Here is a 23,936-nt window from a genome sequence, read left to right as displayed (position 1 = left end):
GTCCACGTTACGGCGTTTCAGTTGTAACTGCAAAATTTTTCCGCGGTGATCAGAAGTTGCACAACACACGATCGTGCGTCGGTCCATCCCATCAACGACAACTAGTCGACGGCCCTTCGCCCCGAGCAGCAACCTGCGCTGACCTGCGCGGGCGCCAAATCACCCGTGGGCACAAAACGAGGCTGCGGTCGAAGCGACCGGCGTGCAGTTGGAGCAACCGGTTTCGCTAGAGCAAACCGCTCCGCCGCGCGACCTCCGATAATCGACGTTATGTCAGTTTGTTCGCACACACCCCGCTCGACGGGCTCCGAGGTGTGGTTGCACACGAGCTTCGGAACCCGTCGGAGTCCCGCCGGCTAGGCGCCGGGTGCGAGGCCGAGCTGCGTGAGGATGCCGAGCTCGTCGCTGCTTCCCCAGCGCTCGGCGAGTTTGCCGTCGACGAAGGTGCTGATCTGCATGCCGCGGATCTTCACGGACTTGCCCGTCGGCGCGTGGCCCTGGAACACACCGGTCTGCGTGCCGGTCAGCGTGTAGGCGAACGCGACGCTGTCGTCGTCCGCGACGAGCTTCTCGACCTCGAGTGCCATGTCGGGGAACGCGGTCCGCAGGTCGCCGAAGAACGCGGCGTATCCCTCTGGACCGGGTGCCTGGCCGGGCGCCGGGTCGTGATCGACCGAGTCGGGCGCGACGAGTGCGTCGAACGCGGCGAAGTCGCCGGCGTTGACCGCCTCACCGAAGGCCTGCTGGGAGGCGATGTTCTGCTCGCGAGTCATGTGCTGTCACCTGTTCTGCACCGGTCCGGTGCCTCGAGGAGTGGTGCGGGTCGTCAGCGACGGTACGCAAGCCCGTCGAAGGCGGTATAGGGCTTGCGCGCTCCCCCGGGCGCTTCCCACTGCCGCTTCTCATAAGCGAGATTATGTCAGCTTGCTGAGGTTCAGCTAGTCATAGCCGGCCCTCCAACCGGCCGCCCGAAGAGGGAGGCGCGGCAATGGCAGCACCGGCACCTCTACGCCACACATGATCAAACCTCGCAGCCACCACTGCACGCGCACCAGCCGCTGCTCATTCGGACAGGCTCTCGCCCAAACCACCCCTTCACATCACATACATCGGTTTGTGGATACTCACGTCTAAGTGAAGTACATCCCACCTCACAGGTCGCACCCTAATTGGCGAACTGGCTAGCGACTAAAGCGCGGGCTGGTCCTCCGAGATCAGCCGCGCAATAGGCGCTTGCCGGGCTTTGACCTCTCTTATTGTTTTTGTGTCTCCTCGCGACGGTCGCGACGGCGCGAATCTCCCCAAGCAACAAGACTGGCCGCAAAACCTCCCGCAAGACCGAGCAGCACACCGAACATCAGCGTGCGAGTGTTCTGATTTGCGCGCTCCGGCATTGAATCTTCGTACTCAATCACGTACGGAACAAAGTCCGAGGAATGGCCGGACGGTGAGGGGTTGCGTGTTTCACACTCTTGACCTGCGAACTCTGTCGCTTCGGCCTCGGAACGCAGCTGCTGGTCGAGCTCGTCGAGCGCCTCGGCTCGGGTGCGCAGCATTGCCTTCTGATCCACCGTTCCAGTGTCCCGATAGCCGCCCCGTCACCGGGCATTTCATCGGGCGGGTCTTACGGGACACTGCCGCCCGCGCCGACGCGCGGCACATGTCAGTTCTCGAGGTCCTCTGCACAGATCTTCAAGGTCGTCTGCACAACCATCGGAGCCGTCTTTCGGAGCCTACGCCGGCGTCGGAGAGCTGCGTATCTAGGTGCTCTTGCGTCCGAGGACGCGGAGGCCGTCTGGTCGCACCTCACCCGTGGGCGAGACGTGTCGGTAGAGCGTCTGGCGGGAGATGCCGAGTTCTTTGCAGAGGGCACCGATGTTCGTTTCCGGCTTGCCCATCGACGCCATAGCGAGTCGCACCTTGGCGGGCGTCATGGTGAACGGGCGCCCGCCGACCCGACCGCGTGCTCGAGCGGACGCGAGGCCCGCCATCGTGCGTTCGGAGATGAGCTCGCGCTCGAACTCGGCGAGGGCAGCGAAGATCCCGAAGACCAGCTTGCCGGCAGCGGTGGTCGTGTCGATCGCCGCCCCCTGACCCGTCAGCACCTTCAACCCGATGCCGCGCGCGGTGAGGTCATGGACCGTGTTCACCAGGTGGTGCAGGTCGCGCCCGAGCCGGTCCAGCTTCCACACCACGAGCGTGTCCCCCTCGCGCAGTGCCTTCAGGCATGACAGCAGACCCGGCCGATCATCCTTCCGGCCGGACGCGAGGTCGGAGTACAGTTGCGCGTCCTCGACGCCGGCCGCGAGCAGCGCATCGCGCTGCGGATCTGTGGTCTGCGTTCCATCGGTCTTCGAGACGCGCATGTACCCAACGAGCATCACGGACCCCTGTCACTTATACGGCCGAATACGTGACACGGTGCTGATGGGATGGCGCGCCGAGCGAAGGCGTCACGTAACTTGTCACTCATTCTAGGTCTCGTGAACGGCCGAAATCAGGTTCCGTGACGGCGGGTAGTCGCGTACGCGGCCTGGGCGCACCGGCCAGAGCGTCGTACGTTGGGCGCATGCACGCGCGACCCGACTCTGGCCGTGAAAGGCGACTCCTCTGGCGGGGTCTGCTCGCTCTTGCAGCCGCCGTGATCCCGCTCTCCGGTTGTGCCGCTGACATTCCTGGGCCGTCACCAACCTCGCCCATTGTCGCTGCAGCACGGCAGGACACGCGTCCGCTGTTTGACGAGGCGATGGCGGTGGACGCCGTGCCTGGCGTGCGAGAGGTGGCACGGGCGACGGAGGACTGGTGCTTCGGAGAGGGAGGATCCGATCAGATCGGCGAGTCAGGGTCAGTTATCACGACGGTCTGCCGACTCGACGGAGGAATCGTCTACGCGGTGGACGGCGCCGATCAGCTCGTAGCGGCCGAAGCCGTCGACAGATTCCTCGCGACCAACGGAATCCACGGCACAGGAGTGAGAGTCGTTGATTCTCTGGTCGGCGTCGACCTACTGCAAAGCGGCGACATCTCCGGTGGTGGTGGTCGTGGGCTTCCCGGTGGAGGTGCCAACGGGACGGCTACCGTCCGGTGGACTCTCGTCGCCGCCTCCCGATTGCAGGTCGATGGCCTCCCGCTCCCTCAGGGCTTCAACCGTCAGTCCTACGAAGGGTCGATCACCGAGTCGACTCCAGCGGATGTGCGCGCAACGGATGCCTCTTTCGCCCTGACTGTCGATTTCGGTTGGCGATATTTCGCGGGTACCGGTGACGGGTCCCTTTCCTCGCCCTGACGGCTAAGCGATTCCCATGCGAGACGGACCGCAGAAGGTCGGTCTTGCGCGATGCTTCGATGGCCTAGAGGCTGGATCCGCGACCGTTCGACCAGCGTCGCCTTGGCTCGACAGCAAAGGAGATCGCTCTGACTGAGGACGCGGTGATCCTGGTTCCCACCTACTACGACGTCGCATGGATCGTCTTCTCGATCCTCAGCGTCGCTCTTCCCATCGTCTCGATCGTGACTCTCATCACGACGAAGACCCTCACCAACGCTGCGCGCGTCGGGTGGACCGTCGTGGTCGTGCTCCTGCCGATCTTGGGCTCGGTGGCGTGGCTCATCACCCTGTGGGCGAGCCGTCGGTTCCGTGTTGCTGATCAACAGGTACTCGATCACCTGTAACAGCAGCTCGGCTGGCGACATGTCCCAGGTATGAGCCCACCACAGTCCGACCGCGAGGCGAGCTTCTCCGAGCTGTACGAGCGCGAGTACGTCAGCGTCGTCCGGTTCCTGAGGCGTCGCACTGACCCCGAGCGCGCCGCAGACCTCGCGCACGAGGCATTCCTGATCGCCTGGCGCCGACACGACACCGCGCCATCGGAAGACGAGCCCACGCGTGCGTGGCTGTTCACCATCGCCCGCAACTGCCTCCTCAACGACCTCCGCAGTCAGCACCGCACCGCCGCCCTCGCGATCCGGGTCGCCGCTCACACCGACGCGGCCGCGCGGTCGCCGGAGGACGCGATCGCGACCCGGCTCGACCTCTACCAGTCCTGGCAGCAGCTCACACCGCAGCACCAGGAAGCGATCGCGCTGACGGCCTGGGAAGGGCTCGACTCTCCCTCCGCGGCCGGAGTGCTCGGCATCACCGCTGTCGCCTTCCGACTCCGACTTCACCGAGCACGCACCGCGCTGCGGGCGTTACTCGATCCCCCCTCACGCCAGCACCACGCCGACTCGCCCGCCTTGGAGGCATCATGACCACGCCCGAACTCCTCGCCACGAAAGACCTCGACCCGGCCGCTCAGTACGAGCTCGACGGCCCGGCTCGCGAGGCCGCCGCTGCGCGGCTCCAGATGATCCTCCACAGCGACCCGGTGACCGCTCGAGAGCCCGCCGCTCGGCGCCCTCGGGGATGGCAATTCGTCCTTCCCGCCGGGGTCGGGGCGGCAGCGCTAGGAGTCGCTCTCGCCGTCCTGCCGTCCGGTGTCGACTCCCGCGCGTACGCCTCCTGGACCTCCACATCGGACATTGCCAGCGCCTCCGACCTGGCCACCGCCGGCGAGGCCTGTGCGTCAGGTGACGCGGAGCAGCTCGGTCAGCCGGCGATCGGGGAGCGGCGCGGCAACTGGGTGATGGTCTCCTACACGACGCCCAGTCAGCGAGCGTGCCTCATCGAGATTCCGGTAGGGACGAGCACTGCGGGAAGGGCACTCGTCAGTTCCACTGGAAGCGAGGGCGGCTTCGCGCCGCTCGCTGAGGAATACACGCAGGGAGGCATCAGTCAGTTCGCGGGCGAGAACCTCCCGCCCGCCGTCTTCACCCGCGGCGACGTCGGCTCGGACGTGACCGGGCTCACCATCCGCACCGGCGACGGCACGAGCGTCATCGCCACGATTGCAGACGGCCACTGGGCAGCGTGGTGGCCGGGAACCGGCCTCACCGAGGGAGGCGAGACTGGCCGCGGCGGACCGGAGCCCACCTTCACAGTCACGCTCACCCTCCGCGACGGAAGCACCATCACCGACGCCAGAGAATCCTTCAACCAGCCCTAGTCGGCTCGTGAATCTTCGCGGCCGACGTTAAGAACGAGCCTCGGCCGGACACGTCGACAGTGACGAGCAATCACCGAGGGGGAACCGGCATGGACGATCTGGTGCGACGAGCTGCGCCGCTGGCGCTGGGCGAGGATCCGGCGGCCGCCGAAGCCGCGCGTGGCATTGCCCGGGCAGTGGCCGAGAGCCGTCCGCCGCGACGCGCGTGGTTCCGCTCCGGAGTCGGAGTGACGGTTCTGGCGATCGGGTTGGTCGGAGTCGGGACCACGGCCGCCGTCGCGGGGCCGTCGCTGCTGCAGTGGGTGGGATGGACTCCTGACGTCGCTGTGCAGCGCACGTTCGAGCTCGCTGAGGGTGCCGACATCGGAACGTGCGCGGTCGTCGCCCGGATCCAACCGGAGTACGGCGGCGGGCTCTCTATTGAGGAGACCGACGAGCTGACCGAGAGGGCCCGCGAGTTCCTCGCGCAGCACGACTGGGATCCGGTGATCGCCCGTGTCACTCCGGAGGACATCGAGGCGGCCCTGGCATCGAATCAGGCGGGGATCGATGAAGCGAACGTCGCGGCGGAAGCCGCCGGCCGGCCGGCAGACATCCCCGACGCGACCCCCGGGGTGATCGCCAGCTCCCTCATGGGCGACGAGATCCGGGAGGTGCTCGAGGAGGCCGGTTACTTCACGACCAGCACCTCCATCGAGATGGCGGGCCAGTGCGACAGCGAGTCCCTCGGAACCGACGAGTGATCGCGCGACGACGCCGGTCCGACCAGGATGCAGCACTCGAAAGCCTTCACGCCGCGAACGCAGCTGACCTACTCAGCTACTTCGGCCGACGAGTCGCCGTTCCCGCTGATGCCGCTGACCTTCTCAGTGAGACCTTCATCGTCGCGTGGCGACGCATCGAGCAATTGCCCGCCGACCCCGAGCGGGCACGCATGTGGCTCTTCGGCGTCGCCCGCCGAGTCCACTCGAACGCCGCACGAGGAGCCATCCGACACGACGATCTCACACAGAAACTCCGCCAGCACTTCGACAACCACCCAACCGATCCCGTCAACGCAGACACCCTCGACATCCGCGCAGCCCTGAACTCCCTTCCGGAAAACCAGTCCGAACTGATCCGGCTTATCCTCTGGGACGGCTTCACCCTCCCCGAAGCCGCAACAATCCTCGGAGTGAGCGAATCGACCGCACGCGGCCGACACCAACGAGCCAAACTCCGACTTCAAACTCTCCTCCGACTAGGCGAACCCCATCGAGGTTCCACCAACAAGGACCTCCGATCATGACCAGCGCTCCCGCTTCGGCAACTCCGACGACCTCGACCGCCGCACCCGAAGCCTCACTGGACACCTTCATCACCTGCTCCGGAGTCGGATTCACCACCGCGATCGCAGCCCTCGTTCTCATGCTCAGCAGCTTCATGGTCGCCACGGGCGTGACCGATTCGGACCCCTCTGAAGGAGTTTTCGGTATCGCGTTCGGTGCGGTCGGCGTCGGAACGTGGATCGCCCTCGCCGGCGTCGCCGCTCACATTGCGGTGCGGAGACATCCGCGTCAGCGCGTCCCGGTCGCCTCAACTCCTGCCGTAGTGAGCCTCGCCTGGTGTGGACTGGCCATCTCCCTGTTCTCCTTCTTGATAACGGACGTCCTCGGCCCTCTGTCGATGACCTGGTTGTCCTCCATCGACTACCTCCTACTCGCGCTCCACGCCGTCCTTCTGACCGCAGGCACCATTCCGGCAGGGCTCGGGTTCCTGGCGACCGGCATCGTTCTCCGAAGGATCCGTTCCCGCCGCAAGCGGGCTGCGCTCGAGCTCGAGCCATCCCGGTGAACGACCCCCTACCGGACGCCAGCTAGACCATCGCTGACCGGGCGTCGTTAGGACGGATTCTGCTTCGGTGACGGGAGCGGGAGCTACAAGTCAGTCGCACCGAGCGGCGTGTCCGTCAGCCGGCGTGTGAGCGCGTCCCGCGCGGCCGTGAGCGAGGCGATCGTGGGACGGTCCAGGCGAGGGCCCGTGATGTCGCTGAACGGACTCTCGGTGTCGGTGCGCGCGGAGACGAGAGCCGCGTACTTGGTCGCAGCGCTCTTGACGACGGCGGCGGCGCTCTCGATGCGGCCGCGTCGGCTCTTCTTCCCGGAGGCGAGCTCGGCGTGCTTCTTCAGCGCGTCAACGAGCTTGCGGTGGGCGGATTCGATCTTCTTCGACATGGCCCCATGCTCGCGCGGCGATACCGGCCGCTCAACGAGCAGGGGTCCGTTAGGAGATCCTCGTACAGGGCAGTCCCGAGTCGGCTCGTTCATGGCCTCGCGTCGGAGACGCAGTAGCCCGAAAGTCCTGATGGCGAGCGTCAGTCGGGAAGGCTTTGCCAGACGATCGACTCGACGGGTTCGCCACCCGGAGCACACTCGTCTGGCACACCGTCCAGCGCGAGGTAGCCGCCTCCGCCTTCGACGAGCTCACCCGAACTCACCGAGCCGAAACCAGGGACGTCGATCATCTGGCCGTCGTCGCTGAGACGCGAACCAGCCGGGAACTTCAACGGGAACGTCGTCTCTCCCACACTCACCGCCAGGCAGCCCTGATCGGTCGTCGTGAGCGTCCCAGTGAAACTCGCCTCCATCACGGCACTCGGGGTCGCGGCAGAGACCATCGCCGTGACGCCCTGTGCCCTCTGCACCGAGATCCCAGAGCTGGAGCAGGCCGCAAGAGTCGCGGCCGAGACTGCGCACACCAGCACCGTGACGATCCTTCTCACGGCAGAAGCCTCCCACTCGGGCGCTCTCCGTGCTACCTCGCTGCTCACTAGCCGTACTGGCCAGACTGTGCCGGTGGCCGGTCCCCATACGGAACGGCGAAGCGGCGCCCGGTCGTGTGTGCAGGGGACCTTGAACATCTGAATACCCACGGTCGTCTGCACGAGCGCCGCGTTGACGCGAAGAACCGTGCAGACGAGCGCGAGAATCGACACACGTCGAGACGCCATCTTCGGCGGCCGGACGACGACCCCCTAACGGACAGCACCGGAGTAAGGCAGCGTGAATGAGCGACGACTCCTTGGCACGATCACGGACACTGGCTTGGATGAGCACATGCAGACGCTCATCCCCCTGTCAGGCCGCGAGCTGTGGACCACGACTCATGGCGCCGGCACCGATGAAGACACGACGATCGCGATCGATCGCGGACTGCACGTCGCGCGCTGCTCGGTCCGCACCATGGTGCGCCCCGGGACTCGCGTCGGACCCCGCGGTCACGTACACGGGATGGTGACCGACCCCGTGACGATCGCCTCCCTCGCCGCCGACTGTCTCCTCCTCGGCACGCTCCCCACAGACTCCCGAAAGCGCGATGGGGTCGCCGTGATCGAGGAAGTCGAAGCTCGTTCGCTCGCTCTCGCCCAAGACCGAGACGGATGGACCGTCTCGGTACTCCCTGTCGAGGGGATCGACTACGCCCTCTTCTCGCGCACCATCCCGGAGGGCACGATCGCACATGCCGACCTCGGATGGGCCGTCATCGCCATGTGGAGCACCGGCAGCGTCTACGACGGACCTCTACGACGAGCGGACATCAATCCGGAGGATCACCTGCCCGACCGGTAACCCATCCCCTTACGGGACACCGCAGGTGGCATCCACGCAGGACTTCAGTCCTCGGAGATGTAGCCGGTTTCGGGATCGATCTGCGAGAGGAAGCTGTCGATCATCGGGCGGATTTGCGCATCTGTCGGCGGAGAGTCCCCTGACCAGCTGGATCCGAAACCGTACCCAGGGTTGGGGCCACTAGCCCATGAGAAGTGGATCCCATCAGGCCTGGCCGTGACCTCGAACGTCTCGCCATCCACGACAACAACACGCGAGCTGGTCGACATGCGGCCATGGTTGCACGAGACCGAAGCACTGAGCGATCCTCTTTCGGACACCACCCGACGCCCGAACTTGCGACAGATGGAACGCTCGTCTAGGTCGATCAGCGGGCGGGGTGCCGCTGGCTAGGGTGGGCGCATGCGTACGTGGGATTTTTACCTCTCGGGTCAGGAGGTGGTATCGAACGCTTGGGGCTCGGAGGTGACTCAGCAGTCCGCGCTCGACGTGAATCTCCTCGAGGGGCTCCTGCGCGGACCGAACCCGGAGCACGGCGATGTGGAGATCGCGGTGCCTCTCGCCCGGGTCGTGCACGAAGAGTACGAGGCCCACGGCACCCATGGCTCACCGCTCAGCAATGACGACTCACGCTTACTCGTCCGCGCGTTGAAGGCGGTCCTCGCGCGCCTTGGCATCGACACCTTCGATCCACCGTTCCGTGACTTCGAGACGTTCCGCAAGTATTGGCAGGCGAACGATGGGTACGGCAGCTGGCAGGCCAGGCGCAGCATGCTCAATGAGCAGTTCGATGCACTCCACGAGATGCTCGACGAGCGTGAGACCGACTCGCTCGCCGGCGCACTGGCCGATCCCATTTCGCCGCGAAAGGCCACCGGATGGCAGCGCGTCGATGGGGAGCTGAACGAGATGCGGCGACACTTCCGGGCAGCTCGGACGGAGCAGGACTACTCGAACGTCGGGAACGACGCGGTGGCCGCCCTCGAAGCGCTTTCCGCGGCCTCCTACGAGCACGCACGGCACGGTGAGCCTGGCGTCGATGAGCCGCCGATCCCCAGCACGAAGGCCCGCCTTGGTCGAGTGGTTGAGGTCGAACTACCTGGGTCCGAGAACGCCGAGCTGCGCAAAGTCGTTCGTGCGGCCATCGAGCTCGCGCAGGCCATGAAGCACCGCCGGAACGGCGATCGGCGCTCGGCAGGCATGGCCGCAGACGCGGTGTTACTCGTCGTGAATCTGGTCCGACGACTTCGGTGACCTGCGACCCGGCCCTCGTCGCGATGACGGATTCCCGTACGGAACGCGCTAAGCCCACCGCCGATCGGCCCAGGGAGCAGGCTTCACGCCTGCCGGCACGGCGAGGCTGAGACCTCGCAGGGTGAGGAAATGACTGCACAATTTAGAATTAGCTTTTTTACTATTCCGAGTTGAGGAGAGATTATTGATAGGGCACAAATAATGAAAGATGATAAGTTATTTTCGAGAAGAATTCCGAAGTCGGGCAATGGGGCTCGAGTGATTGCATGGATCGTTAACCCGGTTATATGCGCCGCTTTTCTCGGAATAGTCGGGCCGAATTGGAACTGGTCGCTTACAGATTTAATTGTTCTGTGCGCACTTCTAGTCACTATTGTTTTAGCGGTGCGGGCAAGACTGTTCGGAGTCTATGTGAGTCAAAACTCTGTCGTAATACGCTCCTGGTTTCGCTCTCATACTCTGGCCCGAGAATCAATTCTCTTCTTTAGCGAATCGCCCTACGCGGGCTTCATATCTGGCGGGTCAAACTTCCTTCCCGGGGATACTTCACCTCTGCGGATGTTGTTCTGTTCATTCTTCACAAACAGCACGCCAAGACTTGTGCAATATCCGGTAACGCTCTCGACAAGAAGAGGGGCGGACCGCTTAGGAAGCGATATTTTCGATGCAACCCGGATCGATTACATCAGCGACCGCGAGCACTTCAGCGACAAACCGGACCACTAACACTTCCGATTGAAGCTCCTCCGGGGGACCCAGTGCGCCGCCGGCGATCTGGATCCGGCCACGCTCTTCCCCGCGCCGGCGTTCCGCTGAGCGATCCCCCAACGGAACGGGTGCCCTCGCGCTCTCCGCTGCGGCGATGAGGGCCGGTGCTCTGGAGTTCAGGCGAAGTAGGGTGGGCGAAACGCAACGGGGGACGCCATGGGCCACGAACGACCGACCTACAGATTCAAGATCGGTGCGGTCGCGGTCGCACTCATGGCCCTTCCTCTTCTCGCTGGGTGTGCGCAGCAGGACACCAGCATCTACGACGACCCGACCGTGTACTCGGACTACGACAGGGCGCAGCAGGAGCAAGACGCACTTCCCTCGCTCGAGAACCTCGGCGACAAGCTCGATCCCGACTCGATCCGGTTCGCCGGCTCGGTCGAGGGCCTCGACTTCTACTTGGCCCTACCTCGCGAGGGAGCCGGACACTGCGTCATCGTCAACGAGGGCGACGAGCCGGTGAGTGGCTGCGGCGAGAAGCTGTCGAAGCAGAACGACTGGACGGTACAGATCCACCCTGACGACGCCGTACCGGGCGACGCCACCGGCGATGGCTGGACCCAGCTCGGCAAGAACCTGTCGGTCCGCGCAAGCTGACAGCGGGAGCACGCTCTCCCTTGATCCGCGGCACGCGGCGGAGAGCAGCGGCCCGACCGCATAGCGACCCGCTGAACGATCCCCATACGGGACGCAGGATTAGCTGAACTCGGCGCTGCTCAAGATCTGCGGACGAGCGTCGGAAGAACGCTGTGGTCGACGGTCTCGACGACAGCTGCGGTGACGACGGGCCCGACGGTGAAGCGGCGGGGTGGCGGATAGTTTCGCCGAGAAGGCGCCCGCGCAGCTCCACGAGGAGCGCGACGATCCGGGTTCGCTTCTCAGGTCGCCGCCCCTACTCCTCGGGGGGCCTGAAGACGCGGCCAGCCGGGGTCGTGAGACGCATGACGACGGCGGCTCGTGCCCCACATCTCCCGCATTACGGGTCCATGTAGCCTCTGCGCGCATCGAGGCCCTTTTGTATACCACCGCCAGCGAACGTTTCGAGGTGTATGCCCTTCTGCGCGGTCACTACAGCTCAGAGGGAGGTTGTAGCATCGTGGAAACCTGCCCGAAACGGTATTTGGGATACAAAAGAGGAGTCCTCGCGGTGACCATCACTCTGGAGCCGCTTTCCCCCTCGCCCTGCTGGGAGCTACACATGTCTGCTGTATCCCGCACCACCGCTCCGCCCGCTTCAGGCCACACGGTCGCCTCCGTCCTCGACTCCATCGGCTTCACCCGCGCGCAGTTCTGGATCTTCCTACTGATCCTCGCCGGGGAGTTCTTCAACACCCTCGAGCAGAACTCGGTGGGTGCCATGGGCAGCCACATCAAGGAGACGCTGCAGATCGGCGACGTCCAGCTCACGACGATCAACACCGCCACGGTCATCGGCGGACTGATCGGCCGCGTGCTGGCCGGCTACCTCGCCGACCGCTACGGCCGCCGCTTCTCGCTCAGCCTCAACCTGCTGATCTACACGCTCGGCGGCCTGCTCAGCGCCGTCGCGATGAACTACGAGATGCTGCTCGTCAGCCGCCTGATCGTCGGCATCGGCATCGGCGGCGAGTTCATGATCGGCCTGGTCATGCTCTCCGAGATGGTCTCCACCCGCTTCCGCGGCACCGCGATCGGCGCCGTCAACGTCGGCGCCGGGGGCCTGGGCAACTTCCTCTCCTACGGCCTGTTCCTGCTGCTGCTCGGCCCGCTGGAGACCCCGCTCGGCGGCCCCGACTCCGTGTGGCGCTGGTCGTTCGTGATCCTCGCCGTCCCCGCGCTGCTGGTCGTCTTCTACCGCCGCAAGCTGCCGGAGACGCCGCGCTGGCTGCTCTCGCAGGGCCGCACGGAGGAGGCGAACCGCTCGCTCGCGATCCTCGCCTCGAACTCGCTCACCCCCACCGCCGCCCGTCCGCCCGTCGAGCTCTCGCCGGACGACCTGCCGCCCGTGAAGATGTCGGCCTCGCCCGCCGCGGTGTTCAGCCGCCCGGTGATCCGCCGCACCGCCGCCCTTGGCGTCGCGTCCTGGATGGCCTTCGGCTCGCAGGTCACGCTGAACTTCCTGATGCCGACCCTGCTGGTCGAGCGCGGCTACTCCGTCTCGGAGAGCCTGCTCTACACGATGATCATGAACATCGGCTCGCTCCTCGGAGCGACCACCGCAGCCCTGATCGCCGGTCGCGTCGGCCGTCGCACCGCCGTCGGCGCCGCCGGAGTCCTCGGCTGCCTCACCGCGCTCGCCTTCGCCGGCTTCGGGAACGGCACCGCTGCGATCCTCGTGCTCGGCGCCCTCTTCCAGTTCTTCACGATGGTCACCAACACGACCCTCGCCACCTGGACCGCCGAGATCTTCCCGACCGCGATCCGCGCCTCCGGAGCCTCGATCGTCAACGGCATCGGCAACATCGCCGGAGCGGTCATGCCGTTCCTCGCGGTCGCGCTCTACGGCTCGTTCGCCTTCGCCGGCGTCTTCGGCCTCGCCGCCGTGATGTACGCGGTGCTCGTCGTCGCCTCCCGCTTCGCCCCGGAGACCCGGGGTCGCTCGCTCGAGGACGTCAACGAGAACGCGATCGCCGCCGCCCACTGACCCACCCCGCCCCCTGGCGCTCCGGCACCGTTGGGCGCAACCATCCACCGGACAGCACCACAAGGAGCACCATGGACACCCTCACCGTCTCGGCCACCGCCAACGGACTCAACTACCTCCCCGAGTACGTCGCCGACGTCGGCGGCCTGTTCGCCGAGCGCGGCCTCGCCGTCACCGCCACCGCCTGCGACCCCTGGACCGGCGTCCTCGACGACCTCGACTCCGGCGCCGCCGACCTCGCCCTCGGCGGGCTCTGGGTGCCCGGGATGTACGCCGGAACGAGCCGCGAGCTGATCGTCGTCGGCCAGCTCAACCACCGCTTCCCGATGACGATCGTGGCCCGCGACGGCTCCGGACCGGTCGGGCTGGACTGGCTGGCCGGCAAGGTCGTGCTCGCCCCGGGCGCCGGCGGCAGCGCGCCGTTCGAGTTCACCGCGGGCCTGATCCGCGAGGCCGGGCTCGACGTCTCCGCCACCCGCTGGGCGCGCGACCTGTCCACGGCGATGATGCTGGAGCTCTACCGCGACGGCCTCGGCGACGCGATCGTGCTCGACCTGCTCTCGGCGAAGGAGCTCGTCGCGGCCGGCGGCGGGCAGATCGTCTTCCGCCACCTCGACGCGGGCGTGATGCCCAACAGCGTCTACTACACCCGCACCGAGCGGGTCGAGGAGCTCGCCGACCGCACCGAGCGCTTCGTCGACGCGATCGAGACGGCGATGCAGAGGATCACCGCGGGTGAGGCCGGCGCCGAGATCGACGCGGTGCTCGCCGCGCGCTGGCCCGACCGCGACTCGGCGCTCCTGCACGAGGCCGCCGACGAGATGGCCGCCGGCGGGGTCTGGGACACGACCGTGATCGACGAGGCCGCCTCCGACCGCTGGATGCGGATCCTCGCCGAGGCCGGCCTCGTCACCCGCGCCCCCTCGCTCGCCGAGCTGACCGGCCGCGCGACGGTCGGCGCGCGCTGATGACGCTCGTCCTCGCCTCCGAGCAGATCGCCGGGCTGCTCCCCGACGTCGACGTGCTCGGCGCGGTCGAGCAGGTGTTCGCGGACCTCGGCTCCGGGGCGCTGCACCAGGGCGCGCCGACGGCCCTCGCGGGCGAGGACGACGGGCTGATCCTCCCGATGGCGGTCCGCTCCGATGCCCTGGGCCTGGCCGCCGTGAAGCTGATGGCGGACCTACCCGGAAACGCAGCGCGCGGGCTGCCGACGCAGCGCTCGACCATCCTGGTCACCTCGCTGCTCACCGGGGAGTGCGTGGCCGTCCTGGACGGCGCGCTGATCACCCGGGCGCGCACCGCCGCCGCCTCCGCGGTCGCCACCCGGCACCTCGCCCGGGCGGACAGCCGGGTGCTCGGGCTGATCGGCGCCGGCAACCTCGCCGTCGCGCACGTCCGCGCGCTGCAGGCGGTGCGCGACCTGGACGAGATCGTGGTCTGGTCGCGGTCGGACGCGACGCTCGACCGGTTCGAGGAGGCGGTCGGGCACCCCGTGACCCGCGCCGCGGATCCGCGGGCCGTCGCCGAGTGCTCCGACGTGCTCTGCACGCTGACGCCGTCGGTCGAGCCGATCGTGCACGGGGCCTGGCTGCACGCCGGCCAGCACGTGAACGCCGTGGGCGCCCGTCCGCGGCCGGAGCACCGCGAGCTCGACTCCGCGGCGATGGCGCTCGGCACGCTCGTCGTCGACAGCGCGGCCACCGCGCGGGCGAAGTCCGGAGACCTCGTCCTCGCGATCGCGGAGGGCGCCCTCGACGCGGCGGCCGGGCTGCTCGAGCTCGGCGACGTCGTGGCCGGCACCGCTCCCGGCCGCACCCGGGACGACGAGATCACCGTGTTCGACTCCGTCGGCCTCGCCGCGCAGGACCTCGCGGTCGCCGCCGCGCTGATCGATCTGGCGCGGCTGCGGGACGCGGGCAGCGAGATCCGCCTGTCCGGCGTCCCCGCGGCGGCGGGCCGCTGATGCGCATCGCCGTCGTCAACTGCAACACGACCGAGTCGATGACCGAGACGGCCGCCGCCCGCGCCCGGCTCGCCGTCGGGCCGGGCACCGAGATCGTCGCGATCACGCCGAGCTGGGGCGTCGCCTCGGCCGAGGGCTGGTACGACAGCTTCCTCAGCGCCGCGGCCGTCCTGCACACCCTGGAGCGGCTGCCGGCCGGCATCGACGGCGTCGTGATGGCCGGCTTCGGCGAGCACGGCCGCGAGGGCGCGCGCGAGCTGCTCGACGTGCCCGTCGTCGACATCACGGAGGCGTCCGCGCACCTCGCGATGCTGCTCGGCCGCCGCTACGGAGTGGTCACCACGGTCCGCCGCGCGGTCGGCCAGATCGAGGACAGCCTCACCACCGCCGGCCTGATCGCGCACTGCGCCGCGATCGAGGACACCGGCCTCGGCGTGCTCGAGCTGGAGGAGGATCCGCAGGCGACCCTCGACGCCTTCGTCGCGGCGGGCGAGCGCGCGATCGCCCGCGGCGCCGAGGTGATCTGCCTCGGCTGCGCGGGGATGGCGGGGCTCGAGGAGCACTTCGGCGCGCGGCTGCCCGTGCCGGTGGTCGACGGGGTCGCGGCGGCGGCCGCGCTCGTCGAGACGCTCGTCCGGCAGCAGCTCGGCACCAGCCGGATCGACAGCTACGCCCGCCCGCTGCCGAAGGAGCGCAGCTGGCCCGGCGGCTGAGCGCGGGGCCGAGCGCGGTGGCCGGCGGACCGCACAGGCGGGGCCGAGCGTGTTGAATGGTCGCACCGGCGTCGCGAGGAGGACCGTCATGACACTCGCCAGCACCGAGGAGTCGCTCGCCAGCCAGACCTACCGGACGCTGCGCCGGCAGATCATCCTCGGCCAGCACTCGCAGGGATCGCGACTGGTCGAGGCCTCACTGGCCGCCGAGCTGCACGTCTCACGACTGCCGGTGCGCGAGGCCGTGCCGCAGCTGGCCAACGAGGGCTTCGTGCGGATGCTCCCACGCCGCTCCACCCGCGTCGCCCAGTGGAGCATCGAGGACGTCGTCGAACTCTTCGACGTCCGACTCAGCCTCGAGACCCTCGCCGCGCGGCTGGCCGCACAGGCCGTCGCCGCCGGTGCGTCACTGCAACCGCTGCTCGACGCGATCGACGCGGAGCACCGTGCCCTCGACAGCGAGGACTGGCTCGAGGTCGCCGAGACCTCGACCGTCGTGCACGAGGCAATCGTCGAAGTCGCCGGCAGCGCCCTGCTCTCCTCGCTGATGCGCGCCGTCACTGGGCGGATGACGTGGCTGTTCTACCTCACCAGCGCACGCGACCAGCGCCAGCAGTCCGACGAGCACCACGGCCTCCTCGACGCGATCCGCGCCGGCAACGACCGCCTCGCCGAGTCGATCGCCTTCACCCACATCGAGAAGGGCCGGGCGCCCTCCCTCGCGATGATCGCCGGACAGTAGCCGCCAATGTGAGGCGGTGCCCCTGCGACCGGTAAACCATCCCTTTGCGGAACACCTGCTCGTGTAGTCGTGCCGTGTGCTGCTCAACCGACGATCACGGCGGTACGCAGAGCCGGAACCCAGCTGGTGACGGCGCCGACGACACCCGAGCCGAGCATCAGCCACTGCCATCGAGCGCGAGAGGGCGTGCCGAGACGCATCGCTACGACCAGGAGAACGAGGGTTGCGAGGGCGACAGAGAACAGCGCCGGCCACGCGACACGGAACGCCGTGCACTGAGGCGGAAGGGACACCGGCGAGATCGGTCACAGTAGCGATCAGATCGAGCAGCGCCGCCTCGTCGTTGGCGACGCGGGCGGAGTGGAGCTTGGCGCCGGCTGCGTCGATGACGACGCAGTGATGGTGCCCCTTCCCCGCATCGATTCCGGCCCAAATCTGCGGCATGGCCGCTCCCTTCACTTCCCTCGTGGCGGTGATGGTCACGCCGACGTTTCCTTACGCAGCGATCTGTTCGCTTCTCTCAATTAGCGGTCGAACCATCGGGTGGACGGCGGGCGGCCATTCTTCACAAGCCGTCGCAGCGGCGATAACAGGGAAGCCATACCTGCCGTCCTCGGACGATCGACACACTACGACTGTGCCGAAACCGCCCGAGCAACAAGGTAAGGAAAACGGGTAATCCGGCCGCGTAGCGGCTCCCGCCGGCGGTGCTCCGTCACCGCTGCGCGTGCGGAGCTCGCGCCCCGCCGGAGAAACGACGTCGGTAGGCTTCGGGCAGGTGACGCTTGATCACCCCGAACGGGAGAACGACATGAACGCCGTGATCTACCGCATTCGCTCCATCGCCGCATCGCTCCGCGCGAAGTTCACCACAGCGCCGACGGCGCTGCCGAAGGATCCGTTCGGGGAGCCGCCCCGCGAGGCTCACGACCCGCACTCGTATCAGGAAGAGTCGTGGAAGGCACCTGCGCCCTCCACGATCAACTTCCACTAAAGCCATGCTCCCCGGGGGACCCTTCTATGGCTTCGAGTCAAGACCCAACACGCGATGAAGCGGTCGGTCGTCGTCTCGGCCTGAGACCCCACGGCGCCGGTCAGGGAGTCGACGGGGTCCCGGTGGATACTGGACGCCGCAGCGGGCCCGAGGGGCCGCGTGTTTGAAGCGAGGTCGTAGGACATGCCACAAGACAAGAACCTTCCCCCGTTCTTGAAGTACGCCAACAGGGTGATCGTGTTCCTCAACAACATCGGCATCACCACCGGTCCTCCGCATGTTCTGACCGTGGTCGGCCGGGTCTCCGGCGAGCCGCGGTCCACACCCGTCTCGATCGTGGTCGTGGACGGGGCTCGGTACGTGGTCGCCGGGCAGAAGATGTCCTGGGTCAAGAACGTGAGGGCTGCCGGCCGTGGCGAGATCCAGCGCGGCCGACGACGAGAGGCCGTGAATTTCACCGAGATGACCCTCGAACAGCGCGGCCCGATCCTCAGCGCGTACTGGCATCAGCACAGCCAGGGCCGAAAAGTCGCCGCTCAGATCTTCGAAGTCGGCCCGGAGTCGACCGCTGCCGATTTCGCAGCGGCCGCGCCGCGCTGCGCAGTGTTCCGCTTAGATGATCAGGACTCCACGACCCTCGCGTAAGACTCGTCACCCCTGACGCCCCGTAGACGGTCGAACAGGCGCCCTCGTATCGTGCTCGGCGTCGACTCACACGGCTACGTGCCCAACACCATGCGGACCTGTAGCGCCTTGAATAGTTCACGTGCGATGTATCGCTTGACGCTGCGCCTGATCTCGCGGACAGTTCGGCCCTCTGACGTTCGTCGCTCGACGTATGCGCGAGTGCGCGCCTCGGAGACCATCCGTACGCGAGCGATCACGTCGAGCGCGCGATTGAGCTGACGGTCACCGCCACGGTTGAGCCGGTGGCGTGTCGTGTTCCCCGATGACGCCGGAATCGGGTTCACTCCGGCGAGAGCTGCGAACGCAGCCTCGCTCCGCACCCTGCCGGGGTGGGAGTATGCCGCGACTGCCACTGCGGCGGTGACCGGGCCGACGCCGTAGATCTGCTGCAGCCCGGGCGCGAGAAGCTCGACCAGCTCAGCTAACACTTCGCGGTTGTGTCGCATCTGTCGTCCAAGATCGATCACGGTCGAGGCCAACCGGACAGCTTCAGCGCGGATGATGCGCTCAGCCACGTCGGAACGATTAGCGTCCAGATTGGCGAGTTGCTGCACACCGCGATCGGTGAGTGCCCGCCTCGTGTCGAGCCCGAAGTCCGCGGTACGAACCAACGCGTTGAGCTGGTTCCGGGCGCTCGTGCGACGAACTTCCATATCCCGGCGGGCATCAAGCGTCACTCGGAGCGCGTTGCGCAGCCCGTCGGCCTTCGGCCGAGTCAGCGCCTCGAGCTCGATTCCCATCGCCGAGGTCGCGGCAGCGATCGCGTCGATTTCATCAGTCTTGCCGCGGACACGGCTCGACTTCTTCGGCGGCCGCACCTCGCAAAACACGATCTCGTCACGCAGCAGCGCCCGACCCAACGATGCACCGTAGGAGCCCGTACCCTCCATCGCGAACAGAACCGACCCGCCCGCGATGCCTCGCACCCAGGCGATCGCTCTGTCGATCGCCGCCGCCGTCACCGCGAATGCTTTCGTTCCGAGGATCTCGCCGGTCTTAGTGGCGACGATCGCGTAGGTGTGTGTGCGGGGGTGGGTGTCGACTCCGACGACGTGGTCGTAGTGGCGGGCGACGATCATGTGGCCTCTTCTCCTCAGGGGTTCATCCAGGTGGGATGCGCCGCGGAGGCATCTCTCTAATGAGTCACGCGAGCCAGGTCGCGGACAACCTTCTATCAAGCCATCGCAGCGTCACGCCGGTACTAGCTCGCCCGGACGGACAGGTCCCCAGCAAGACACAGCGGTCAAGAGTGTGATGAGTCACGCCCGAGCGAGCCAGAACCAGCCTGACAGCCAGCACCTAGCCAGCCGAGACCATTAGAGAGTGTGAGGGGATCGCCCCTCGCGGGCCGGCTGGAAGGCCGGCCCTCCCCCACCTGCGACCCCTGCATGTGAGACCGAGATCCGACTGCTGGACGCGGCGGATCTGGGGCACACCGAGATCTGATCGTCGCTGAAGGCCGGGGTCCCGCTCCCGGCCTTCGTCATTTCTGGTCCCCACCCGGAAAGGGGCCGCCGCGGAGGGACATCTGCCCGTTCCTGCACGGATGTTCACGGTAACGTCAGCCGACTCCTCAGCGGCGAGGAGGTCGGCGGGAGCTCGTGCCCCCGCCTGCTGCCGCTCGGGGCACTCAGCGAGGACCGACCCAGAGGACGACCATGCGACGACGACACGCCCTGCTCCCTGGAGCGCTCACCGGACTGCTGCTGGCCTCCGGGCTCGTCGCCGGAGGGCCCGCCGCGGCTCCAGCGGCGGCCGCTCCGGTGGCCCCCGCTCCCGCCGCTCCCGCTCCCGCTCCGGACCGCCCCGTCGCGGCTCCGGACGCCGAGCCCACCGTGATCGAGCCGGAGGCGGACGCGACGACGCAGCAGGCCGCCCTCGCCCTCGACGCCGACTTCGTCGACGTCGAGATCCCGGCGCGCGCCCAGGTGCAGACGCACCGCGTGACGATCGCGCTCGTCGCTCCGCAGGGCACCGTCCCGGGCGGGTACACGACCGCCGACGCCGTCCGCGCCCTCGACCTCGTCGACCGGTTCTACTCCCGCGAGACCAGCGGGGCGATCCGCTTCGAGCTCGACCAGGTCGTCGACTGGCAGGTCGTCGACCAGCCGATCGGCTGCACGAACACGGGCGGACTGCAGGACTGGATCGCGCAGAGGACCGGCTGGCAGCGCGGACCGGGCAAGCACCTGGTCGCCATGGTGCCTGAGGGTGACCCGTGCCCGAACTGGGCCAACGGCGAGCAGTCCGGCGATCCCGATGACGGCGGACGCGCGTTCCAGCCCGGACCGGACGCGTACTTCCTCGCGCACGAGCTCGGCCACAACCTCTCGCTGCCGCACGCCTACAGCGTGAACTGCGCCACGACCCGCGACTACGCCTCCACCCCGCTGCCCGCGGACTGCCGCCGCGAGGAGTACGGCAACCGGACCGACGTGATGGGCGGCGCCTGGTCGTTCCTGCCGCTGTCGTCCCCGTCGCTGGCGCGCCTGGGCACGCTGCCGAACACCCGCCAGCCGGTCTGCGGCGCACCCCGCACCACGACGCTCGACACCCTCGGAGCCGGACCCGCCGGCCGGCGTGCGCTCACCTGGAACGACCCGCAGGACACGGGCATCCGCTACTGGGCGCAGTACAACGACCGCGCCGACACGACGTCCGACGGCGGCGCGTACACGAGTCCCTTCCAGGTGCGCCGCGACGTCTCGGGCGTGCAGATCCTGCGCTCGAACCCGGGCCAGCCGTACGCCGGCGACCTGCTCGAGCGTCCGGGCGACGCGAGCGAGGCGAACGAGTTCGTGCTCGCCGGAGAGAGCGCAGTGCTCAACTCCGGCATGTCCGTGCGGGTCGACCGGATCGACGAGCTCACCCGGACCGCGATGGTCACCGTGACCGTGCCGTGCACCGACTACGTCGGCGACATCGCTCCGCTCGCCTCGTCGACGAGCGCTTCGTACACCTCGCCGTGGACCTCGGTCGGAGCGGTCGCCGACGGCGCCGCCTCGACGATCTGGGGCTCCTGGCCCCGGGTCGGAGAGCAGCACGTCGAGCTGCGCTGGCCGAGCGCCGTGACCGTCGACAGCGCCTCGGTGCTGTTCGCGAGCGACGCGGCCGACGCCGACGGACGCGGGCTGATCCCCGCGCGGTCGTGGCGGGTCGAGCACCTGGTCGGCGACGTCTGGACTCCCGTGAGCGGAGCGGCTCCCGGCCGCGAGCGCGACGTGCTGAACCGCGCGACGTTCGCTCCGGTGACCACGACGGCGCTGCGGCTCGTGTTCACGGCGTGGGGAGCCGGCGAGTACGGCGGGTCCACGGGCGTGGCCGAGATCGAGGTGAACGGCATCGCCCTCGCGGCCTCGGCGGAGGCGCGCGGGACGCTGCAGAGCGTGCCGACCGCGACGACGCGCGACCTCGCGCAGTCCGTGCTGGTGCGCGACTCCTCCGGTCGCGCCCTCGCGGGCCGCTCGGTGGGCTTCGCGATCACCGGGCCGGCGGCCTTCGAGAGCGGAGCGACGACCGCCGCGGTGCTGTCGGGCGCCGACGGCGTCGCCGCGCTCCCCCGGATCCGCACCGGCTCCACCGCCGGCACCGTCTCGATCACCGCGCGCGTCGACGGCGTGACGACGGCGCTGGCCGGAGCGAGCGTTGCGCCCGGCGCCTCCGTCACCGCGAAGGCGACCTCGCGGCTGATCCTCGGGAAGGTCGTCGTCACGGTGACGGCGACGAACACCGGCCGCGCGGCCGCCGATCTGACCGTCGTGACGCCCTACGGCACGGCGTCCTCGGCCGCGGTCGCCCCGGGCGCCACGGTGACCAAGGTGTTCCGCACGGGCAAGAGCTCGATCGCCGCCGGCACCGGCACGGTCACGGCCGTCTCGGGCGCCTCGCGCGCGAGCGTCTCGGTGGTCATCCCGCGCGCGTGACCGGGACGGGGGCTGCCCGCCCGCCAGGACGACTCCGTCCGGGCGGGCGGCTGCTGTTGGCGTCGAGGTGACGCGCCCGGCGACGTGCCGCGGCGGAGTGATCGGGGGACACGATGAGGCGGACGACCGCAGGGATCGCACTGGCAGGAGCACTGCTGCTCGCCCTGACGGGATGCGCGGGCGGAGGCGGGACGGTGGGCGAGGTCCGACTTGTAAGCATGACAACAAGTCAGCGCGGCCCGCTCGTCAGAACAGAGGAGGGAGCTGCCCTGAGGTGAGGATCAGCCGCAGCCCGACCGCGAGAAGAGCGCCCGTCGCGATGACGACTCCGACGATGAGCCGCCGCTCAGCGGCGCTGTCCGCCGCGGCGATCCGGTTCGCTCGGATCGCCTCCTCCTGCTCGATCAGGCGGCGGCTCGTCTTCCGACTCAGCCCCGTCAGCCGCTCGCCGTGCAGGCGCACACGGTCGGCCTCCTGCTGGAGTCGGCCGCTGGACAGGCGCGAGAGCTGATGAGCCGCGCGCGCGGCCCCGGGCCGCTCATCGACACGGCTGCGCTCGATCACGTAGTCACCGCCGGGATGAGGAACGCGATCAGCGCGGCGGCGTGGTCGGTGCCGTCCTCCCGGACGGGGAACCCTCCGAGCACCCACACCCCGGGGAGGGTGAGCGTGTTGCGGACGCCCGCGAGCAGCCGTTCGGTGCTGTAGCTCTCGTGCTCCTCGTAGTAGTTGCGCTCGAACGCGACGATGAGGCCGATCTGCTCGGGCGTCGCGCATCCGGTGTCGGCGTCGATGACCGGTGCGGTGCGGGCGGGGTCCGGGGTGAGGAACGCGATCAGTGCGGCGGCGAGGGCGGAGCTGTCGTCCTCGACGGGCTCGGCGCCCGGCAGGGCGTGGGCGTTGCGGACGGCGGCGAGCATCACGTCGTCGCTGTCGTCGGCGTTCTGGTCCCAGTGAGCGCGCTGGTCGGTGATGATGAGGGCGACCTGATCGGGGGTCGCGAGGCCGGTGTCGGTGTCGGTGCGGTACATGGTCTGTTCCTCTCAGCGGGTTGCGGCCAGCGCGGTGTTGATGTCGACGGTGATCCCGCGCTCCGCGAGGCGGTCGAGGGTGGCGGGCTCCTTCGCGATCTGCTGCCAGCCCTCGGGCGAGATGACGACCGCGGGATCCCCGTCCGCGTCGTTGAAGACGACACAGGTGCGCGAGTCGAGAACGGCCCCGGTGCGCGGGCAGAGGATGTTCTTGCTGACGAGGTAGGTGACCGTCTGGTCACGGAGGATCGCTTCGAGGGTGTTCATGTGTGTTGCTCCTGCTCCTGGCTGATCGTTTTTCTTTGCCTCTCCGGCGGGGAAAACCGTTTGAGTGGAGCCGGCGGAGTGACACCGATCACGGGCGAAATAAGCCCGTAGGGCGCGTCCGGGATCGGTGGCACGCAGCCGGTGGAGCGAAATAGGTTGGAACCGCGGAGAGGTGAGGAAAACGGATGGAACGGGCCGCATCGCGGCCTCCCATTGGCGGTGCTCCGTCGCCGCTGCGCGAGTGCAGCTCGCGCCCCGGAACGGGACACCGGGGAGCGTGAGGGGGTCGCCCCTCACGGGCCGGCGCCGCCGGCC

At 68.1% G+C, this 23,936-nt stretch carries 28 protein-coding genes and 1 pseudogene; 18 read left to right on the top strand and 11 right to left on the bottom strand.

What is annotated here, in order from left to right; genetic code table 11:
* Nucleotides 1–356: 356 nt before the first annotated feature.
* The 3 genes from C5C53_RS13005 to C5C53_RS13000 form a co-directional block, all read right to left on the bottom strand.
* Nucleotides 357–773 carry an ester cyclase gene (locus C5C53_RS13005; protein WP_056045707.1) on the bottom strand — a complete coding sequence of 139 codons (417 nt, stop codon included), beginning with the start codon at nucleotides 771–773 and terminating at the stop codon, nucleotides 357–359.
* Between the two features lie 480 nt (nucleotides 774–1,253).
* On the bottom strand, nucleotides 1,254–1,571 hold the full coding sequence (locus C5C53_RS16825) for a hypothetical protein (RefSeq protein ID WP_146076865.1): 318 nt from the start codon (nucleotides 1,569–1,571) through the stop codon (nucleotides 1,254–1,256).
* Between the two features lie 189 nt (nucleotides 1,572–1,760).
* Nucleotides 1,761–2,381: a recombinase family protein gene (locus tag C5C53_RS13000; protein ID WP_104262291.1), complete on the bottom strand. Its 621-nt coding sequence runs from the start codon at nucleotides 2,379–2,381 to the stop codon at nucleotides 1,761–1,763.
* 371 nt (nucleotides 2,382–2,752) lie between these two features.
* Between C5C53_RS13000 and C5C53_RS16820 the strand changes: the two genes are divergently transcribed.
* The 7 genes from C5C53_RS16820 (at nucleotide 2,753) to C5C53_RS12970 (ending at nucleotide 6,878) form a co-directional block, all read left to right on the top strand.
* Entirely contained in the window at nucleotides 2,753–3,286 is a 534-nt protein-coding gene (locus tag C5C53_RS16820) for a hypothetical protein (RefSeq protein WP_146076864.1), read from the top strand.
* A gap of 143 nt (nucleotides 3,287–3,429) precedes the next feature.
* Nucleotides 3,430–3,672: a PLDc N-terminal domain-containing protein gene (locus C5C53_RS12995; protein WP_181065431.1), complete on the top strand. Its 243-nt coding sequence runs from the start codon at nucleotides 3,430–3,432 to the stop codon at nucleotides 3,670–3,672.
* Nucleotides 3,673–3,702: 30 nt separating this feature from the next.
* Nucleotides 3,703–4,251, top strand: coding sequence for an RNA polymerase sigma factor (locus tag C5C53_RS12990; RefSeq protein WP_104262290.1), 549 nt, complete (start codon nucleotides 3,703–3,705; stop codon nucleotides 4,249–4,251).
* Entirely contained in the window at nucleotides 4,248–5,045 is a 798-nt protein-coding gene (locus tag C5C53_RS12985; RefSeq protein WP_104262289.1) for a hypothetical protein, read from the top strand. Before C5C53_RS12990 ends, C5C53_RS12985 begins: the two co-directional genes overlap by 4 nt.
* Nucleotides 5,046–5,134: 89 nt before the next feature.
* Nucleotides 5,135–5,788, top strand: coding sequence for a hypothetical protein (locus C5C53_RS12980; protein ID WP_146076863.1), 654 nt, complete (start codon nucleotides 5,135–5,137; stop codon nucleotides 5,786–5,788).
* Complete coding sequence (locus C5C53_RS12975) at nucleotides 5,785–6,333, top strand: RNA polymerase sigma factor (RefSeq protein WP_181065430.1); 549 nt, start codon at nucleotides 5,785–5,787, stop codon at nucleotides 6,331–6,333. Before C5C53_RS12980 ends, C5C53_RS12975 begins: the two co-directional genes overlap by 4 nt.
* Nucleotides 6,330–6,878, top strand: coding sequence for a hypothetical protein (locus tag C5C53_RS12970; RefSeq protein WP_104262286.1), 549 nt, complete (start codon nucleotides 6,330–6,332; stop codon nucleotides 6,876–6,878). Before C5C53_RS12975 ends, C5C53_RS12970 begins: the two co-directional genes overlap by 4 nt.
* Before the next feature lie 83 nt (nucleotides 6,879–6,961).
* On the opposite strand, the gene C5C53_RS12965 is transcribed toward C5C53_RS12970, so the two are convergent.
* The gene (locus tag C5C53_RS12965) at nucleotides 6,962–7,258 is read right to left on the bottom strand and encodes a hypothetical protein (RefSeq protein WP_104262285.1); all 297 of its coding nucleotides are present in this window, start codon (nucleotides 7,256–7,258) and stop codon (nucleotides 6,962–6,964) included.
* A gap of 140 nt (nucleotides 7,259–7,398) precedes the next feature.
* Entirely contained in the window at nucleotides 7,399–7,806 is a 408-nt protein-coding gene (locus C5C53_RS12960) for a hypothetical protein (RefSeq protein ID WP_104267732.1), read from the bottom strand.
* 334 nt (nucleotides 7,807–8,140) lie between these two features.
* Here C5C53_RS12960 and C5C53_RS12955 point away from each other — a divergent pair, with 334 nt between their 5' ends.
* Nucleotides 8,141–8,653 carry a hypothetical protein gene (locus tag C5C53_RS12955; RefSeq protein WP_104262283.1) on the top strand — a complete coding sequence of 171 codons (513 nt, stop codon included), beginning with the start codon at nucleotides 8,141–8,143 and terminating at the stop codon, nucleotides 8,651–8,653.
* Between the two features lie 44 nt (nucleotides 8,654–8,697).
* On the opposite strand, the gene C5C53_RS12950 is transcribed toward C5C53_RS12955, so the two are convergent.
* A complete protein-coding gene (locus tag C5C53_RS12950) occupies nucleotides 8,698–8,922 on the bottom strand; it encodes a hypothetical protein (protein WP_104262282.1) in 225 nt (74 codons plus the stop codon).
* Nucleotides 8,923–9,055: 133 nt separating this feature from the next.
* Between C5C53_RS12950 and C5C53_RS12945 the strand changes: the two genes are divergently transcribed.
* The 7 genes from C5C53_RS12945 (at nucleotide 9,056) to C5C53_RS12915 (ending at nucleotide 16,719) form a co-directional block, all read left to right on the top strand.
* A complete protein-coding gene (locus C5C53_RS12945) occupies nucleotides 9,056–9,907 on the top strand; it encodes a hypothetical protein (protein ID WP_104262281.1) in 852 nt (283 codons plus the stop codon).
* A 924-nt stretch (nucleotides 9,908–10,831) separates the two neighbouring features.
* Complete coding sequence (locus C5C53_RS12940; RefSeq protein ID WP_104262280.1) at nucleotides 10,832–11,275, top strand: hypothetical protein; 444 nt, start codon at nucleotides 10,832–10,834, stop codon at nucleotides 11,273–11,275.
* 601 nt (nucleotides 11,276–11,876) lie between these two features.
* The gene (locus C5C53_RS12935; protein ID WP_104262279.1) at nucleotides 11,877–13,301 is read left to right on the top strand and encodes an MFS transporter; all 1,425 of its coding nucleotides are present in this window, start codon (nucleotides 11,877–11,879) and stop codon (nucleotides 13,299–13,301) included.
* Between the two features lie 71 nt (nucleotides 13,302–13,372).
* On the top strand, nucleotides 13,373–14,269 hold the full coding sequence (locus C5C53_RS12930; RefSeq protein ID WP_104262278.1) for an ABC transporter substrate-binding protein: 897 nt from the start codon (nucleotides 13,373–13,375) through the stop codon (nucleotides 14,267–14,269).
* Entirely contained in the window at nucleotides 14,269–15,264 is a 996-nt protein-coding gene (locus C5C53_RS12925; protein ID WP_104262277.1) for an ornithine cyclodeaminase family protein, read from the top strand. The genes C5C53_RS12930 and C5C53_RS12925 overlap by 1 nt, the downstream gene beginning before the upstream one ends.
* Nucleotides 15,264–15,977, top strand: coding sequence for an aspartate/glutamate racemase family protein (locus C5C53_RS12920; RefSeq protein ID WP_104262276.1), 714 nt, complete (start codon nucleotides 15,264–15,266; stop codon nucleotides 15,975–15,977). The genes C5C53_RS12925 and C5C53_RS12920 overlap by 1 nt, the downstream gene beginning before the upstream one ends.
* Nucleotides 15,978–16,065: 88 nt before the next feature.
* A complete protein-coding gene (locus tag C5C53_RS12915; protein ID WP_104224667.1) occupies nucleotides 16,066–16,719 on the top strand; it encodes a GntR family transcriptional regulator in 654 nt (217 codons plus the stop codon).
* Nucleotides 16,720–17,013: 294 nt separating this feature from the next.
* On the opposite strand, the pseudogene C5C53_RS12910 reads toward C5C53_RS12915, so the two are convergent.
* Nucleotides 17,014–17,163: pseudogene (locus C5C53_RS12910) on the bottom strand (transposase); the annotation flags it as partial.
* A 334-nt stretch (nucleotides 17,164–17,497) separates the two neighbouring features.
* Here C5C53_RS12910 and C5C53_RS12905 point away from each other — a divergent pair.
* On the top strand, nucleotides 17,498–17,713 hold the full coding sequence (locus C5C53_RS12905) for a hypothetical protein (protein WP_146076862.1): 216 nt from the start codon (nucleotides 17,498–17,500) through the stop codon (nucleotides 17,711–17,713).
* Nucleotides 17,714–17,896: 183 nt separating this feature from the next.
* Nucleotides 17,897–18,358, top strand: coding sequence for a nitroreductase family deazaflavin-dependent oxidoreductase (locus C5C53_RS12900; RefSeq protein WP_104262275.1), 462 nt, complete (start codon nucleotides 17,897–17,899; stop codon nucleotides 18,356–18,358).
* Between the two features lie 74 nt (nucleotides 18,359–18,432).
* On the opposite strand, the gene C5C53_RS12895 is transcribed toward C5C53_RS12900, so the two are convergent.
* Nucleotides 18,433–19,479 (bottom strand): IS110 family transposase, encoded by a 1,047-nt coding sequence (locus C5C53_RS12895; protein ID WP_104262274.1) that lies wholly within the window; start codon nucleotides 19,477–19,479, stop codon nucleotides 18,433–18,435.
* A 579-nt stretch (nucleotides 19,480–20,058) separates the two neighbouring features.
* On the opposite strand from C5C53_RS12895, the gene C5C53_RS17180 reads away from it, so the two are divergent.
* Nucleotides 20,059–22,323 (top strand): Ig-like domain-containing protein, encoded by a 2,265-nt coding sequence (locus C5C53_RS17180; protein ID WP_181127768.1) that lies wholly within the window; start codon nucleotides 20,059–20,061, stop codon nucleotides 22,321–22,323.
* A 246-nt stretch (nucleotides 22,324–22,569) separates the two neighbouring features.
* Here the strand turns inward: C5C53_RS17180 and C5C53_RS12885 are convergent, their stop codons facing one another.
* The 3 genes from C5C53_RS12885 to C5C53_RS12875 are packed head-to-tail and all read right to left on the bottom strand — an operon-like array spanning nucleotide 22,570 to nucleotide 23,621.
* Nucleotides 22,570–22,887: a hypothetical protein gene (locus tag C5C53_RS12885; RefSeq protein WP_104260266.1), complete on the bottom strand. Its 318-nt coding sequence runs from the start codon at nucleotides 22,885–22,887 to the stop codon at nucleotides 22,570–22,572.
* The gene (locus tag C5C53_RS12880; protein WP_104223236.1) at nucleotides 22,884–23,354 is read right to left on the bottom strand and encodes a hypothetical protein; all 471 of its coding nucleotides are present in this window, start codon (nucleotides 23,352–23,354) and stop codon (nucleotides 22,884–22,886) included. The genes C5C53_RS12885 and C5C53_RS12880 overlap by 4 nt, the downstream gene beginning before the upstream one ends.
* Before the next feature lie 12 nt (nucleotides 23,355–23,366).
* Complete coding sequence (locus C5C53_RS12875) at nucleotides 23,367–23,621, bottom strand: hypothetical protein (protein WP_104267729.1); 255 nt, start codon at nucleotides 23,619–23,621, stop codon at nucleotides 23,367–23,369.
* Between the last annotated feature and the right edge of the window lie 315 nt (nucleotides 23,622–23,936).

It is taken from the genome of Rathayibacter sp. AY1E3 (assembly GCF_002932235.1).
GTDB lineage: Bacteria > Actinomycetota > Actinomycetes > Actinomycetales > Microbacteriaceae > Rathayibacter.
Note: the sequence above shows the minus strand (reverse complement) of the source record. Positions and strands in the feature narration are given on the sequence as shown.